Origin of the sequence: Pseudomonas sp. MF6776, from assembly GCF_016613125.1 — a bacterium.
Lineage (GTDB): Bacteria > Pseudomonadota > Gammaproteobacteria > Pseudomonadales > Pseudomonadaceae > Aquipseudomonas > Aquipseudomonas iridis.
In genome coordinates this window covers 200402-216057 of record NZ_JAENSQ010000008.1, presented here as the reverse complement: position 1 = coordinate 216057, position 15656 = coordinate 200402, and the positions used below count along the sequence as shown (strand labels likewise).

At 55.2% G+C, this 15656-nt stretch carries 14 protein-coding genes; all 14 read left to right on the top strand.

The window, feature by feature from the left end:
- The first annotated feature begins 192 nt into the window (after positions 1–192).
- Positions 193–483 carry a type II toxin-antitoxin system RelB/DinJ family antitoxin gene (locus JJD74_RS12230; protein ID WP_042557174.1) on the top strand — a complete coding sequence of 97 codons (291 nt, stop codon included), beginning with the start codon at positions 193–195 and terminating at the stop codon, positions 481–483.
- Positions 484–499: 16 nt separating this feature from the next.
- A complete protein-coding gene (locus tag JJD74_RS12225) occupies positions 500–763 on the top strand; it encodes a type II toxin-antitoxin system YafQ family toxin (protein ID WP_234451719.1) in 264 nt (87 codons plus the stop codon).
- A gap of 141 nt (positions 764–904) precedes the next feature.
- Complete coding sequence (locus tag JJD74_RS12220) at positions 905–1315, top strand: MbcA/ParS/Xre antitoxin family protein (RefSeq protein ID WP_042557176.1); 411 nt, start codon at positions 905–907, stop codon at positions 1313–1315.
- Positions 1312–1992, top strand: coding sequence for an RES family NAD+ phosphorylase (locus JJD74_RS12215; RefSeq protein ID WP_200614101.1), 681 nt, complete (start codon positions 1312–1314; stop codon positions 1990–1992). Before JJD74_RS12220 ends, JJD74_RS12215 begins: the two co-directional genes overlap by 4 nt.
- Before the next feature lie 486 nt (positions 1993–2478).
- Positions 2479–3921 carry a tyrosine-type recombinase/integrase gene (locus JJD74_RS12210; protein WP_200614098.1) on the top strand — a complete coding sequence of 481 codons (1443 nt, stop codon included), beginning with the start codon at positions 2479–2481 and terminating at the stop codon, positions 3919–3921.
- A 521-nt stretch (positions 3922–4442) separates the two neighbouring features.
- Positions 4443–4670 carry a helix-turn-helix transcriptional regulator gene (locus tag JJD74_RS12205; RefSeq protein ID WP_200614089.1) on the top strand — a complete coding sequence of 76 codons (228 nt, stop codon included), beginning with the start codon at positions 4443–4445 and terminating at the stop codon, positions 4668–4670.
- A 3-nt stretch (positions 4671–4673) separates the two neighbouring features.
- Complete coding sequence (locus JJD74_RS12200) at positions 4674–5738, top strand: toprim domain-containing protein (protein ID WP_200614087.1); 1065 nt, start codon at positions 4674–4676, stop codon at positions 5736–5738.
- Positions 5739–5749: 11 nt separating this feature from the next.
- Complete coding sequence (locus tag JJD74_RS12195) at positions 5750–7420, top strand: DUF3987 domain-containing protein (RefSeq protein WP_200614080.1); 1671 nt, start codon at positions 5750–5752, stop codon at positions 7418–7420.
- Positions 7417–7968 (top strand): hypothetical protein, encoded by a 552-nt coding sequence (locus JJD74_RS12190; protein WP_200614076.1) that lies wholly within the window; start codon positions 7417–7419, stop codon positions 7966–7968. Before JJD74_RS12195 ends, JJD74_RS12190 begins: the two co-directional genes overlap by 4 nt.
- A gap of 211 nt (positions 7969–8179) precedes the next feature.
- Complete coding sequence (locus JJD74_RS12185) at positions 8180–8437, top strand: hypothetical protein (RefSeq protein ID WP_200614074.1); 258 nt, start codon at positions 8180–8182, stop codon at positions 8435–8437.
- A gap of 825 nt (positions 8438–9262) precedes the next feature.
- Positions 9263–10171, top strand: a complete 909-nt coding sequence (locus tag JJD74_RS12180) for a helix-turn-helix transcriptional regulator (RefSeq protein ID WP_200614071.1) — start codon at positions 9263–9265, stop codon at positions 10169–10171.
- Positions 10168–11748: a hypothetical protein gene (locus tag JJD74_RS12175; RefSeq protein WP_200614063.1), complete on the top strand. Its 1581-nt coding sequence runs from the start codon at positions 10168–10170 to the stop codon at positions 11746–11748. Before JJD74_RS12180 ends, JJD74_RS12175 begins: the two co-directional genes overlap by 4 nt.
- Positions 11745–14495: an AAA family ATPase gene (locus tag JJD74_RS12170; protein ID WP_200614060.1), complete on the top strand. Its 2751-nt coding sequence runs from the start codon at positions 11745–11747 to the stop codon at positions 14493–14495. Before JJD74_RS12175 ends, JJD74_RS12170 begins: the two co-directional genes overlap by 4 nt.
- Positions 14496–14921: 426 nt before the next feature.
- Positions 14922–15503: a hypothetical protein gene (locus tag JJD74_RS12165; protein WP_200614051.1), complete on the top strand. Its 582-nt coding sequence runs from the start codon at positions 14922–14924 to the stop codon at positions 15501–15503.
- Positions 15504–15656: the final 153 nt, after the last annotated feature.

Here is a 15656-nt window from a genome sequence, read left to right as displayed (position 1 = left end):
CGATTCTTCGGAGAAGCGGAGATTTGGCTGATAGCGTCTGTCTGTCAAACCAGATGAAATAGACGTTCGGGATGCGACGCGGACCTATGAAAAACCGTCTATCAACTTCGCATTGACCGCCAAAGATCCACCCGACCACAATGCAGAGGTAGCGCTGATGTAGCTACAAAAAACCACAAGAGGTATTTGAAAATGACTGCACTGCTGAAAACCACGGATGTGCGTTGCCGCATTGATGAGGATTTGAAGGCGCGCGCGACCGAAGTTTTGAACGCTTGTGGGCTCAGCATTAGCGATGCCATGCGACTTTTTCTGCGCCAGGTTGTTGCGACCCAGGGACTGCCCTTTGAGGTACGTGTGCCCTCAGAGAAAACGGCCCGCGCAATGATGGAAGCTCGAGATATTCGCCAGCGTTTCGACTCGATAGACGACATGCTGAGGGCTGCTGATGGCGAAACCGGAGAAAACACAAAAGCGCGCTGAACGGCCGAAACAGTGTATGCAAACGTCCGAGTTCAAGAAGTCGTGGGAGCGTTATAAACGCGCTGGAAGGCGCGATATGAACGAAGTCAGGAATGTGATGGTGATGCTTTTTTTAGCTGATCAGCTACCCCCTGAATATTTGGATCATGCTCTGACCGGAGATTGGTCGGGATTCCGCGAGTGCCATATCGGTGGCGATTTTCTGATGATCTATGAAAACACTCGACCGGACCTGATCACGTTTGTTGATTTGGGGAGTCACTCGGAGTTGTTCAACTAGTACAGATATAAAGTCGCGTTGATGTCGAGCTTTTACAGTCACTGCTCTGTTCGTAATTTTCTTCGCTTACGAATAATTTTCAGATAATGGTTCGGATGTGGTCTAGAGTGAAGGTAAGTTAAATTCACGTCAGGAGGGGTCATGCCCACCTCAACCCCAGCCCTCAACCCGCGCGAACAACTTGACGCCCCCGAAGCAGGCCGTGTCGCGCTGAAGTTTTTCTTCAACCTCATGGAGCGGTGGGGCTGCAACGCCGAGCAGCAACGCACATTGCTCGGCGGTGTCGGCAACACCACGTTCTACAAGTACAAACACCTGCCGCCAAACGTTCGCCTACCCCACGACACCCTTGAGCGCATCTCCTACCTGATGGGCATTCACAAGGCGTTGAGCATCATCTTCAGCAACAGCCGCGAACGCGCTTATACGTGGGTCAGCAGCCCGAACACTGCCGCGCCGTTTAATGGGCAAACCGCTCTGGACTACATGCTGGCCGGGCGCGTGGTCGATATAGCCGATGTACGACGCTATCTCGATGGAGTGCGCGGTTGAGCGCGCCAGCGCTGGCTGATCCGCATTGGCCGCGTGCCTACCGGATCGTTAACAGCAGCTTCCCGCCAATTGCGCTGTTCGAAGACGTGCTCGACCCTGAAGACCTGGAAGTTGCCTACGCCCTCGAAGCGCTGACCAATGATCGTCTGATCGCCCAGGCGGGAGTCCTTGATCGGGTGCGCCCGGAAGACCGGCTCTCAGGCCCCGGATCGACCCCGGTGATGGCTGCGTTCACGCACATCGGCAAAAGCAGCCGCTTCACCGACGGCACCTTCGGCGTTTACTACGCCGCCAGCAGCCAGGCCGCGGCTATCGCCGAAACCTGTTATCACCAGGAACGTTTTCTCGCAGCCACCAACGAAGCAGACCTCGAATTGACCATGCGCACCTACGTCAACCGAGTCGTCAAACCGCTGCACGACATTCGCCACGACTATCCGAACCTGCACAATCCTGATCCGGATGCCTACGGTCCTTCTCAGGCATTTGCCCGGCAGCTACGTGAAGCCCAATCCTGGGGTTTGCTTTACAACAGCGTTCGCTTGGCCGGGCACGAATGCGTCGCTGCGTTCCGGCCACCGGCAGTTTCGATTCCCAAGCAGGGCAAACATCTGAGATATGTTTGGAGCGCGAGCCAGAGGAGGATTTCGTTTGTGTTGGAGATCAGTCAGGTCTGAAATGCAAAAAGCCCTCGCAGCAGCAAGGGCTTCACGCGGGTGATTTACATCAACGGTTTACCTGGCGGCGCGTCCATTACTTTCACCACATCATCGATTAGCGCCTTGCTCAATTCTTGCGAATATTACGAGGCACAAGCGTGAGGGTTTGGATCGCGAGAGACTGAAGAGTCCGCAGTGAGGGTCTATTGTTACTGAAGACGGTGCGCCAAAAATATAAACACGCCAGAAACAACAAAGCCCCTGCATTTCTGCAGGGGCTTTGTTTTGTATGGTGCCGGCACCAGGAGTCGAACCCGGGAACTACTGATTACAAGCGGCTTGCTCCGGTGTTTTTTCAAGATTCAGTAAGTATCGAAAATCCGTAACAACCCTATATATACAGGGTATTATCCTCACTTCGTTGTTTCGTCTCGTTGCACGTTGTAGTCTTCAGTTAACTGAGAAGCTGTGACCAAAGCTGTGACCAAGACTGAGGCGCGACCAATGGCGAGCAATGCATCGAAGACTGTGAACGACCAGAAAGTGCGGGGTATGACTCCGGGCTGCTCACCTCTGGTCGAAAGCCTGCCGGGACGGGGCACCGGGGCACTGGTATTCAAGCGTCCGAACGAAAGCTCGCCCGCTTGCTACTACCGCTATCACCTGGCTGGCAAGCAAGTGCTAATCAAGCTAGGAGTGTATCGACGCACTCCTCGTGAGGTCGGCTTTACCTTGCCGGAACTGCGCGACCAAGCTGCGGCAATGGCGCAGATAGCTAAAGCTCACGGCGACGTTAAGGGGTACTTGGCACAGCAGGAAGAAGACGCTGAAGCGGCACGTATCCAAAATGAGCGCGCTGTCGAGTCTGCTCGCCTGAAGGCGGAGGAGGAGGCTCGAAAGCTTCATCATCTAGCCGAAGTCGAAGCGTCACGCGGCACCTTCGGAGAGCTATTCCTCGACTACATCGAATCGCGCCGGGAGAAGGCCACTGTCGGCGTCGTCAAGGAACTGGAGCGGTTATATCAGACCAATATGCTGGCCCCTCACGCCAGCGTCATGGCATTGAAGGCGCGAGATATTCGCCCCGACCACATTCTCGCCATACTTAATCCGATCTGGGATCGCGGTGCGAAGGTACAGGCCGACCGAATGCGTTCGTTCTTGGCTGCGGCATTCAATCATGGTCTGCGTGCCGAGAACGCAGTCGGCAGGTCGAGCGCCAAGAGCTACAACCTCGAGAACAATCCGGCCATGTTGGTGGCAGTCGAGAAGGTATCGGCCCCCGCAACCCGTGCGCTTTCTGATGCGGAGTTGAGAAAGTTCTGGGCAACCGTCGAGACCACCGAAGGCGTCGGGCCGGTCATGGCGCTGTTGTTCAAGTTCGTCATTGCCACAGGCGGGCAGCGCATCTTCAACATTTGCCAAACCACTTGGGATGACTACGATCTGGAAGCCGGCACCGTGCGCTTGATACACCGCAAAGGGCGCGGAGGCCAAGCTATGAGTAGGCCACACCTAGTCCCGTTGACTGAACGGGCTGTCGCCATTCTGAGGCGTGTTAGGGAGATCAACGGCTGTCATTCTTGGCCGTGGACCACCACCGGAAAGCAGCACATCGTCGTCAGCAGCCCGACCCATGCTATTGCTGACTGGCTGAAGTCAAAGCACGCAGTGATAAGCGGGAAACAGACTCCCAGCTTCTCGCCACGCGACTTGCGCCGCACGTGCGCCCAACTGATGCAGCGACACGGAATCAGCGATCAACTGTCCGATCTGCTGCAAGCTCACGGCCAGACTGGCGTGGCGAATATGCATTACCGAAATAGCCCCGAGGCGGCATTGCCGGAAAAGCGGCGTGTCATCGAGCTGTTCGAGCGTGCGCTTGCGAAGGTGTTGAAAGAGCAGCAGACCGCTAAGGTGGTGCCGCTGTCGAGAAAAAGTAAGTGAAAGTGAAAAAAACAAAAAATAGTTTCTAGTGCATTTGGTGCGATATGCCGAGGTATGGTCAAGTACGGTTCGCAAAGGCTGAAATGCAACTGAGTATCGTTTGCTAATACATACTTGTACGGTCCGCACGCCTCGCTACTATGCGGCTACTGGCTAGACGTAAAACACCCAGATGAAACGCCCTGCACGCTGTGGCAGGGGGTTGCTGGCAACTTAGTTGCTGCTGGGATGCAGGCAAAGAAAAGCCCTCGACACTGCGAATGCCGAGGGCTGATCTGGGGGGACGGAACACCGTCCTTTTGCATACCGGCAAGGCCAGTACATACCCCAAGGTAGAAGCTTTTAGTCGGGCTTCAATATCTACAGGCAAGGCTTGTAGACACCGGGAGTTTAAGTCACCTGAATTTGGCGTCAATGCAAATTCGTTCCGTCCGACCGACGTAGACCCCCGTCGTGCGGCACTCGTGACTTTCTATCCTGCACTGAGGGGAATCCCATTCAGTTCGAAATGGATGCCCAAAATGAGTCAACAAAACAATAGTGTCAGTCCTTCCACTGCATCCCCCAATCTGCCGATTCCCGGCACCTTCGGCACCACCGCACAGCTCTGCACTCGCTACCAAGTCAGCCGCACGACCTGGTGGCGCTGGTCGCAGATGGCTGGCTTCCCGAGCGCCGTTCGTTTCGGTCGTTCGGTTCGCTGGCCGGTTGAGGCCGTTGAAGCCTTCCTGACCACGCAGGAGGCGTAACCCATGCATACCCACCAACCCGCGAATCCACGCGGGCCGGCAGCGATCGGCCTGAAGAAAGGCTCCCCCAACCTGATCCAGGGGCAAATCCAGCGCATCGCCAATGCGGCTCTGCTCGCTGCCGACAATCTGCTGGTCGACTGGCTGCCGGATGGCACTCTCAAGGGCAAAGAGTATTGGGCAATCAATCCGGTGCGCAGTGATCGCACGCCCGGGTCGTTCAGCATCGACTCTTACACCGGCAAATGGCACGACTTCGCCAGCGGCGATAAAGGTGGCGACCTCGTGTCACTGTTGGCCTACCTGCGCGGCTGGCGGCAGATCGAAGCCGCACGCTGCATTGCCGGGCAACTGGGGCTTCAATTCGGCGGTGACCAGAAGCGCGATCTGCTCGCCGAGGAGATCGAGCGGCAGCATTACGCCCGCCAGTGTGAGCAGCGTAAGCAGAGTAAGCAGCAAGACGATGAAAAAAAGCGGGCTGAGTGGGAGCAGGCCGCCACTCGTGCTCGTCACGACTGGTCACTCGCGGGCCCGGCTGATCCCAAGCATCCTTACTTGGTCCGCAAGCGCATCAAGTCCCACCATCTGCGTCAACTCGGCGGCGTGCTGCTGGTTCCAATCTACGGGCACGGTGAATTGGTGAGCCTTCAGCGCATCAAGGCTGATGGCAGCAAGTGTTTCCTTCCGGGTGGTCGGATCAATGGTTGCTACTGTCTGTTTGGTCTTATCGAGCCTGGCGTCGAGCTGTTCATTGTCGAGGGTGTCGCCACGGCCGCCACGCTTCACGAGCAGACCGGCAAGCCGGTCGCCGCTGCAATGAGCGTCGGCAATCTGCTGCCGGCTGGTTTGGAGCTGAAGCGCTGCTACTCCGATGCCGTGCTGATCATTGGTGGCGACGATGATCGGGCCAAGGAGGTCGAGGGCAAGCCCAATACGGGCAAGCTGGCGGCCCTCCACGCGGCAGCGATGATTGACTGTGGTTATGTCCTGCCGGCCTGGCCGAAGGGTGCGCCGCTGCACCTGTCCGACTTCAACGATTTGGCCGTCTGGTGGGAGGGCCGGGTATGAAGGGGTCACTGATGACCGAAGTAAAAATACCGGCTATCGAATGGCGGGTGCCTGATCCGCTGCCAATCGCGCTGCCGCCTAAACCCTACCCGATCAACAGCCTCCCGCCGATCATGCGGGATGCAGCGCTCGCCATTGCCCGACTCGTCGCGGCGCCGGAAGTGCTGGCTGCCCAATGCATCATTGCCGCCGCCGCCTATCTGGCACAAACGCGAATCAACGCGCCACACATGCATATCCCGGAAGGGATGCCTTGCTCGCTGTTTCAGTTTGCCCTGGCCGACTCCGGGGATCGCAAGAGCGAATGCTACCGGCTTGCCTTCAATCCTATTGAAGAGGCGGAGCGGACCAATCGTGGTGAATACACCGCGACAATGGTCCAGTACCGCAATATGCAGGTAGGCAAGAGTGGTAAGGCGTTGCAAGAGTTCAAGGAGCAGGTTGCGCTGCCGTCCGATCCGCGCACCCTGTATGCCGATGCTACCTATGAGCGTATTGCCGGTGACTTCGTCAATGGCATGTCCTCAGCCATGTGGACGACAGATGAGGGTGGCCGCATTTTCGGTGGGCACAGCATGAAGTCCGACACCGTTCCTGCAACTGTCGGCGGTCTGGTCAAACTATTCGACAATGGTCGGGTCGAGCGTGATCGGGTAGGTGAGTTTGGTAATGGCATTGCCTACGACCGCCGCTTCGGCATTCACATGTTGGCTCAGGAGGTCACGGTACGGTCGGCGCTCAACGATCCGTTGCTGCAAGGGCAGGGTTTCCTTCCACGCTTTCTGATGGCCGCTGCGCCTTCACTGGCGGGTACTCGTTTGTTGACTATCAAGACAATGAAAGCCAGCGCCTATAGCGACCCGGCAGTGAAAATCTATTGGAATCGCTGTAAAGAAATTGCGCGGATGAAGTCGTTCGCCGGGCCAGATGGTGCGGTGAAACCACCGGTCATCGAATTGACGCAAGAGGCCGAGCTGGCCTGGATGGCGTTCTACAACCGTGTCGAGGTCGAGCAAGGGAGCCTCGGTGAGTATGGGGGGCCACTTAAACCGTTTGCCAGTCGTAGCGGTGAGTTGGCTCGTCGACTTGCCGCCATCTTCGCGCTTTTCAAGGGGGAGCCAGAGATCAGCGAGCAGACCATGATCGGCGCTTGTGAGATTGTTGAGCATTCGCTGCAGGAGTGGTCGCGTTACCTCGGCCAAAACTCGGCAGAGTCTGACGGCAACCGTGAGGCTTTGGAGCTGTTGGAGTGGCTGAAATTGAAGCCTACTGTGCGTACTGTGAAGGGTGTTTATAAGGGAGGGCCGCGCAAGTTTCGTACTGTGGCCAAGGCTCGCGGCGTATTGGCTACCCTGACCGCAGCCGGATGGCTGGTTTTCCCAAGCGGCGATGAGCAGGTATTCGAGATCAATCCGTACCAGCAGGGCGGGGAAGTGGCGAATGTGGCGAATCCGGCGCAAACCAGCGTCAAAGCAGGCGTAGCCGTTGGCGAATGTATGGCGAACGATGGCGAGTCTACGGCTGGGGAATATCACAGCGTGAGCGTGCCTTGCGAGGTTCGCCACCATTCGCCGCTCGTTCGCCACGGCAGCACCCAGCAAATTCAAGCAGATTGGCCGGATTCGCCAGATTCGCCACCTGCATCTGTAGAAGGCACCAGCGGATGGAGCATGACGGTATGATCGTGGCCGACCTGATCCATCGTGCCGCTGATGCTGGTATCTCAATGATCTACCGCAATGGCGCACTGCAACTTTATGCGGAGCGTCAACCGCCCCCCGAGCTGCTGGCCAAACTGATCGCCCACAAGGTCGAGATCATCGCCGCACTGAGCGCCGCTAACGATCCTATCCCGCCAACCGCTTGGCTCTCCCATGTCGCGCGCCTGCTTGGCACCAGTCCTATCGTGCTGCTGGGAGGCGGGCACTTGGATGAGCACGACCTTGCCGAGCTGGCTGGGACGGACGCGGCGCTGGTGGCTGACACAATCCGCGTGAGCCCAACATGGATCAATCGGCCACAGGGAGTTGAGCAACCGGCCGAGGTTCACCTCGCGGAGCAGCTTGAGCTGCAGCACATCACCCCTGAGACGTCACGGGCATGGCGAGAGGCAGATGCTGCATACACCAACCATCTGATGAACTGCCGCGCTTGCCATGCGGCAACCAGCCGTTATTGCGTGGCCGGCGCTGATTTGCGGCAGCGTTACAAAAACACCCCGATGGAGTAGAGCGAATGAGCGACGCCACGACGGTGAAGTTATAACCGCCAGCGCACCGGCGCAGCGCATTGGGGTGCTTGCGCCGGTGAGCCAAACATTACCGGCGCAGAGCGGAACGCCATCGGCTCATTGGCGCATAGTAAAGCCGGCTTAGTGCCGCCCAATTTTAGAATTATGCAGCTACGGAAGTTTGTAATTAGTTGAGACCTAGGAGTAAGCGATGAGCAAGAACCGCCTGTTCAAGAATCAGCCAAAAATTCGCCTGATCGTGTCCGTTGAGGGCGATACGGTGGATACCATTGACGAGCTTATTGGTTATCCTTTGGGCGGCGATCACCCGGCTGAGGGTAACCGTTCGGAGTTCGTACGTTTGGCGATCGAAGAGAAGCTGGAGCGTGACGTGGTTCGGTTTCAGAACCGCGCCTCAGTAGCTCCCCAGGCGTATTTGCAACAGTTGGATGATTATCGTCAGCGCTAGAACTTTGATGATTTTTGTAGCAGTACGCGCGCGCGCGCGCGAGATTCCAGTATATGGGACAAGGTATTGGAGCTGTCCATAGGTATCGGCAGCTTCTTTAGCTTGATGTCTGGCGAACTGAAAGCCCGCAGCCATTTGACCGGCATCGAGCTAGGTGAAACTCACAGGAGCGAAAGCGTTAGGACGGACTTAACCAAATACTCATCGATGTATCATTTTGACTACCACTAACTTACTGCAACAAAAAAACCTTTTTCAATTCGATAAGGAGCCGATTATTTCAGTCCTATTGAATTCTGTGCCGCGTAGCATTATAGGTGCATATAAAAAACAACACTGCGATGGGATATGACAACGCGATTGATAGGTCGGCCCAATGAGTGAATACCCATCTAGCTTGACCAATAGGGGATGGTTTTGGGGTGACGTACAACCGCACTATCCTTGAGCGTCCTGTACGACTTCTCGCTTCCATCTAGGAGAAGCTGGACTTGAAGTGGTTCAATTTCAGAACAGCACCAAAAAAGAAACTGATGACCTTCGAAAGCCTGCCGATATAACCCTTAGTGAGAGGCAGTAAAAGGCCAAAAGGAGCCGGTGAAGCGCCCTGTAACTGATGAGATTTATCTGCCTGATTTCCCGGAGACAAAACGCATCAAAAGGCATATGACGCTCACACCCGCGCGCTTGACTAGAGCTCCGTAAAAAAGGCTTGATTCAGTCCCATTTAATGGCACATTGACACCTCAATCGACCCACTGACATCACCTGTCAGTGACGGACTTTATAGTCGGTGAATCTTCCAACGGATTTGGGCAGTCAATCATGGCCTTAACTCTGCACGACACCCTGGCTGTTCGGCTGGCGGGAATTCTTTTGCAGCTCAATCAAGGTGGATCGCTGTGCCGTTACGATCTAGCGGATCAGTTCGGGGTCAGTGAGCGAACCATCTACCGCGACTTGAACCGCCTCGCCGATGTCGTCGTACGCCTGCCAGATGGACGTTACCAACTCGTCCCGGAGCACCAAGGCAAACTGCAGCCTCGAGACCTTGAAATCTTCGCGAAGCTCACCGGTGTCAACCAACTGTTTCCCAACGGTGGACATCGATTTTTTCACTCGCTGCTGAATCCTGATGAACATCGCAACTTTCTGGTTAAGGCCCATCACCACGAAAACGGCTCCCCCACGGATCTGCAATTCCAGCAGTTGAACAATGCCGTTCGCCGACACCTGCAATGCCGGCTGGTCTATGCAGAAAAGCCGCGCACTCTGTTTCCATACCGTCTGGTAACCAACAAAGGTATCTGGTACTTGGCCGCTACCGAAAATGGCCAGTTAAAGGCATTTACGCTGAGCCGCATTAGCCTGCTGCACATCACCGACCAGACCTTCGTCCCTCAACCACAAGTACATCGCCAAATCGAAGAAGACGACGACATCTGGTTCAGCAAGACAAAGACCCTAGTTCGACTATCCGTTGCGCCGGCGATTTCTTACTACTTCCTGCGCCGCCCGGTGGTGCCTGGACAACAGATTGTCCAGACCTTGGAAAGCGGCGAGTTAATAGTCAGCAGCGCGATCAGTCATGCCAATCAGATCTTGCCCACCATCCGATTCTGGATTCCTCACGTGAGAATCCTCGAACCGATATGGCTTAAGGCCCAGTTGAACAACGAACTAAAACATTACCTGCAATCCGAAACTCAACCCATGACAGGAGCCGAGCAATGAACCTACTGGTTAACGCAAGTGAGTCCAACGATCAAACCCCGCTGGACGGCGTAGTACTTGGTAGCGATGCGTACCAAGAACAACAGGCATTGGTTATCGAAGAACAGGTCCTAGGTGGCGAGGAAAACGCCGCTGCGACGGCTCAATTACTGTCCGAATTCGTGCACTCCAGCGAACAGCATGCCGATCTGCCCGTGGAAGTATGGCTGGGTGAAGAGTTTCGCAAACACCCAGGCATCTGGCAAAGCGATGAGGAACGCCTTACAGCCGCCAAAGAGGTGGTCGCGTCGGTCATGCGTTTCAATGACTCTTCCGATTCCTTACAGGCACATCTACAACGTGGTCAGAGCGAGGCTAGCTGGATCGCTCGCGAAATGGAGAAAGGCGCAGCGGTCAGCGGCTCCTTGGGGGTTGGCCATTATGCCGCGAGCATCGACGCGGCACTTGCTAAAGCAACATCCGGCGCCCGGGTGATGATCACTAACAACAATGGCGACATCAGTTTCTCCCCCAACCTTGATGGATTCATTGCCGAGCAGCATCACGTCGATACCTTCAACATCGACGCGGTAACCAAAGGCAGCGAGTATCGAGCAAAAGTCGTCAACTCGAATGGACTGAATTCAGTCGACATTGTGATCGTCGACGGTCAGGGCAACGTGGTTCATGAATACCAGTCCAAATATGGCGGTGATGCAAAGGCCACCGAGCAACTGTTTAAGCGAGGGGAATACGGAGAGCAAAAACGGCTGGTTCCCGAAGGGCAAGGCAAGGACATCGCCAACAGCACTGAAGTCGTCGAAATCGACGGCGTACATTCCGAGCCGCTCAGCAAGGAACAGGCTCTGGAATGGCAGCGCAAGGCGCGGGAGGAGGCCGAAGCTCGCCAGTATGAATGGAATGACACTAACCGCATAAACGTTGCAAAACAGATCGGTAAACAGGCGTTGATCGGAGCTGGCATCGCGGCAGGTCTGCAGGGCTTACGCATTTTGGCGCGCCGAACCTGGAATAGTTTCCAGGGGCGGAAAAATCCACCGGCCAGCGTTGATCTCAAAGAGTTCCTCACCAGTTCCCTGAACAGCACGGCACAGGTATTCACTCAAGTCGCTGTCAGCGGAGCGATGGTTGTCGCGGCAAAGAACGGTCTACTCGGTACGATACTGAAAAGAACCCCAGCTGGTCAGATCGCGAACATTGCTTGCATCGCTCTCTCCAACACAAAAACCCTCTACCAGCTCGCCACAGGCCAGTTGTCCAAAGAAGAAGCACTCGACCGCATGGGGCAAACCACCACCTCAGCCGTTTGCGCTATCGCAGCGGGCTCGCAGGGTAGCGCTTTAGGTATGGCGATAGGCACCGTATTCGGGCCACCGGGCATCGTCGCTGGTGGCTTCATCGGCGGCATGATTGGCGGTATGGCTGGCGGCATAATCGGCGAGCAACTGTTCGATACAGGAAAAAGCCTGGTCAAAACTTCCGTCGCCTTGGTTAATCGTGTGGCTTCAAGTGTTGTAGAAGGCGCGAAGAATCTTCTTAGTGGACTAGGTAATTTCGCCAAAGGGTTGTTCGCATGAGCGCCATTAATAATGCGTTATCGCTGAATGACAAACTCCATGCCCATTTGAGCGCCGGCTACCCTGGGTTTTACATACAGTCCAGCGAAGAAGCGCGAGTGGATCGAATTCTTACGCTGGCCGCCACCAATCTGCAGTTGCATCTCATGGAGTGGAACTTGGCCTATGGCTGGGTCGACTTTCGCACCAAACAACCGCGTACCGAGGCCACCCAGACCGAGCTGGCCTACTGTCTACCGGTGCTGGCGGATGAGGATCTCAGCCGCAAGCTGATCGTGATCAAGGATGCCAAGGCAGCGCTGGAAAACCAGCCGTTGGCGATCGCTCGCCTCAAGCAATTGCTCAACCGTATCCAGCGCCATCATCGCGGCGAATGCGCTGTGGTGCTAGTGGCAGAAAGCCTATTCATTGCGCCGCAGATTGAGGCGCAAATTACTCTGCTACCACTGCCATTGCCGGGGCGCGAGGAAATTATCGAGCAAATCGAATCCTTTGCCGATGAGCAGAACCTGATCATCCCCCAGGCATTGTTGCCACGCCTGGCCGCTACTTGCAGCGGGTTGAGTGAAGAAGAAATACGCCAGGTACTGTCCATGGTGCAACATCCGCACCCGGAGTTGAATGAGGCCGCACTCGGCCTGATTCATTACGAAAAAGAACAAATCATCGCCAAGAGTGGCGTGCTGGAAATGGTCAAGGTCGGCGAGACGGCCAGCGATATCGGCGGCCTGGAAAATCTCAAACAGTGGCTCAAACGCCGTGCTGAAATTTTCCGTCGGCTGGACGAAGCCGAAGGCGCCGGGGTGACTGCGCCAAAGGGAGTACTGATCGCGGGGATGCCCGGTTGTGGTAAATCCCTGACCGCCAAAGCCGCCGCACACCTTTTCCAATTGCCACTGCTGCGGCTGGACATCGGGTCGCTGCTGGGCAAGTACGTCGGTGAAAGCGAGCACAATATGCGCCGCGCACTGACCATGGCCGAAAGCGTTAGCCCGTGCATTCTGTGGATCGATGAACTGGAAAAGGCCTTTGTGGGCATGGGCAGCGGCGAAGGTTCCGAAGTCTCATCCCGACTTTTCGGTTACTTCCTGACCTGGATGCAGGAGAAAACCGGTGCTGTGTTTGTTATTGCCACCGCCAACAACATTAGCGCCTTGCCGGCGGAGTTGCTTCGCAAAGGTCGTTTCGATGAAGTGTTTTACGTGGGGTTCCCCAACGCCAAAGAACGCTCGGCCATTCTCGGCATTCACCTCAGGCAAGACTGGGGACAACTCACCGAGCAGCAGCAACAGACACTGACGGCGCTCTGTCGCGACTATTCCGGTGCCGATATCCAAAACGCTGTCGGTGAGGCACGGGAAAGCGCATTTCTCGACGGCCAACCTCTGACTCATGAAGAAATCGAGCGCGCCATCCGCGCGACAGTACCTCTGCGCGAGACACTGCGCGAGCAAGTCGGCAAATATGAAGTGTTATTTGAAAAGCTAAAGCTCAAACCAGCCTCCAGAGTCGACGGACTGAGTATCGCGCAGATGATTCAACTGGCTGACAGTCCCAATCCGGTACGTCGAAAGGAGGTCGCTTGTCACCTGGAATGTCCGGATGATCTGCTGGAAAAACTCAGCACGGATACAGACTTGGAAGTGCGCCTGAGCGTTTACCGAAATCCCAATTGTACAGAGCGGTTGCTGGCGAGCAGTTTGAGTAAAGACAAGAAAGCACCGGACTTCGATATGTCGATATATCGGCTCAGTTGCGTGCACCCAAGAGCGCCTATGGATCTGCTGGCTAGCGAACTGGGTAAATGGGATGGCAGCGACTATATTCAGGAGGAGGCGCTGTTAGCGTGTTCGCACCTCTCTGATGAGGTCAAACTGACACTGTTCAATAAGAGCAAAAGTCATCAAACGCGCATGGATATCTGCCGACAGTCGACTTTGTCCGTCGAGTTGCAAGGGCAGCTTATCGACACCCTATGGGACGCAAGACTCTCCCAAACCTGCGTGCAATTCATCCTGCTCATCGCCAACCCGGTGCTTGACCCCTCGTATCACAAAAAAATCGCCAGTCACAATACAGTTCAGATCATCGATGCGCTGATCTGCCTGGAGAACCTGACAAGTGAGGCGCAGATGGTAATACTGGCCGACGGCCTCCATTTCCTCAAACTGGCCAAAAACCCAAACATCAATCAACACGTGCAGCTATCGCTTTTGTTACAAGCGCTACCTGAATCGGATGCGCAATCCGTTCTGGATGCGCTTAAACCCGGTTCGACCTCGGTTTTTTTCTACAACATCATCTATTCACATCCATTCCAAGACAGCCACTTCGAAGAGGTTTATCTGGAGCTTTCACAAAATCCCAACCTGAGTGCGGACGCCGTGAGAGTGTTGGTAGCGTTTGAGCGAAACGACGAAAACTCGTCAATAATGCTGAACCTTGCCAGCAACCCCAGCCTGCCCAAACATTGGCAACTCGAATTCGCCAACAGCAACAATCATTGGCTCAAAACGCGCCTGGCGTCCAATCCAAAACTCCAAGACGCGGCAAGGGCCCGACTACAAGAACAGGGCATCGAGTCAACTGATTCGTCGTCGGATACATCTGGGACAACCCTAGGTGCTGGAGTGTTTGAATCTATGGCTCGCGCGGCGGTTTCAGGATCGGTTGGGAATATTTTCGGCGGTGCAACCATGTTTCAAGGGGGTCTTTTTCCATCGTGGTTCAATGGAGACAAATCATAAAGAATCTCGCTGTTTTCTCAACGCGTGGATGCATGCTTGGGCAGGGGATCTAGACCTCGAATGTGCCATAGGATTTGTCGAGTTCTTTTGGTGAATCGGGCCTGATGGCCGACGAATCACTAATTCATGACGATCAGGTCGGTGCTGGTGTGGTGACGTACAGAGTTCAGCTTTGTACGTCCCCTCTCGACTTCCTTAGGTGCCAGTGGTTAGTGGATATGGGCCTTGTCGAGTTGCTCCAACGCTTCTTCAGACCCCCGTGAACATGCAGCAATCTCTGATCAAATAGATGGTAAAGACTTAGATATTGAAGACTCGACGATAATAGCAATTTACCTTTTGTCTACGAGATCACTCTGGAAACACGCGTCGCTGCCGATAAAAAGGCCGCCACGCTAAATCTGCAGCACAACAGGGAGAGAAATGATGGGTTTCGGCGCACAAGCAAAACAGATAACGGTGGTATACGCCAAGGATTATGAGGTCGGCGCCAACATCATCGAAGCACGAATCCAGGCGTTTTCTGGCTACACCAGCCGCCTTTGGGACATTAGCTTTTACGAGGCCAATAAAGCGACGCTAGACAGCGATCAACGAGTGCTTTTTCTCGGCGGTTTCGATGAAAACTCGGCGGCGGGGAAGTACGAAAAAGTATTCGACAACAGAGAAAAAGGCCGGGGCTGCATCCATGCCATTGCCGGTTCCAAGGCGCTTATTTACCCCACGGGCGATGCGTCAGACGACACGATAAGACTGACGGGCGGAGCGAGGTTCCGTACCGATAGTAAAGGCAATACCACTTCCGGAAGTGAACTGCCTAAAATCGATTTTCCCAACTTGAATTTCAAATCCACGATCTGGCGAAAAGCAGCGTTTGGCATTTTCGGTATGCTCACCGATCGCCTGCTCACACCGAATGAGCCCACCAAACAACAGCAACTGGAGAATGGCTGCGAAGAATTTATGGAGAAAAGGTTTGCCAAATGGGTAGGCTTCACACCCTCTTGAGCTGAGCCCGCCTTAGTTCCATGGATGTCGACGCTCGATTTCGCCGTTACGCGCTATCCCGTATTACTTGCTGGATAACTTGGCTTGCCTCCGCTACCTGGGATACGCCCGTCAACTCACTCATCCTCTTCATTCCGAGCCCATAATATGAGT

Excerpts from the sequence above, each read along its gene's own strand:
- JJD74_RS12205 (WP_200614089.1), top strand. The coding sequence starts at position 4,443 with ATGAGTCAACAAAACAATAGTGTCAGTCCTTCCACTGCATCCCCCAAT.
- JJD74_RS12165 (WP_200614051.1), top strand. The coding sequence starts at position 14,922 with ATGGGTTTCGGCGCACAAGCAAAACAGATAACGGTGGTATACGCCAAG.
- JJD74_RS12225 (WP_234451719.1), top strand. The coding sequence starts at position 500 with ATGCAAACGTCCGAGTTCAAGAAGTCGTGGGAGCGTTATAAACGCGCT.
- JJD74_RS12180 (WP_200614071.1), top strand. The coding sequence starts at position 9,263 with ATGGCCTTAACTCTGCACGACACCCTGGCTGTTCGGCTGGCGGGAATT.
- JJD74_RS12195 (WP_200614080.1), top strand. The coding sequence starts at position 5,750 with ATGACCGAAGTAAAAATACCGGCTATCGAATGGCGGGTGCCTGATCCG.
- JJD74_RS12170 (WP_200614060.1), top strand. The coding sequence starts at position 11,745 with ATGAGCGCCATTAATAATGCGTTATCGCTGAATGACAAACTCCATGCC.
- JJD74_RS12175 (WP_200614063.1), top strand. The coding sequence starts at position 10,168 with ATGAACCTACTGGTTAACGCAAGTGAGTCCAACGATCAAACCCCGCTG.
- JJD74_RS12230 (WP_042557174.1), top strand. The coding sequence starts at position 193 with ATGACTGCACTGCTGAAAACCACGGATGTGCGTTGCCGCATTGATGAG.
- JJD74_RS12200 (WP_200614087.1), top strand. The coding sequence starts at position 4,674 with ATGCATACCCACCAACCCGCGAATCCACGCGGGCCGGCAGCGATCGGC.
- JJD74_RS12190 (WP_200614076.1), top strand. The coding sequence starts at position 7,417 with ATGATCGTGGCCGACCTGATCCATCGTGCCGCTGATGCTGGTATCTCA.
- JJD74_RS12185 (WP_200614074.1), top strand. The coding sequence starts at position 8,180 with ATGAGCAAGAACCGCCTGTTCAAGAATCAGCCAAAAATTCGCCTGATC.
- JJD74_RS12220 (WP_042557176.1), top strand. The coding sequence starts at position 905 with ATGCCCACCTCAACCCCAGCCCTCAACCCGCGCGAACAACTTGACGCC.
- JJD74_RS12210 (WP_200614098.1), top strand. The coding sequence starts at position 2,479 with ATGGCGAGCAATGCATCGAAGACTGTGAACGACCAGAAAGTGCGGGGT.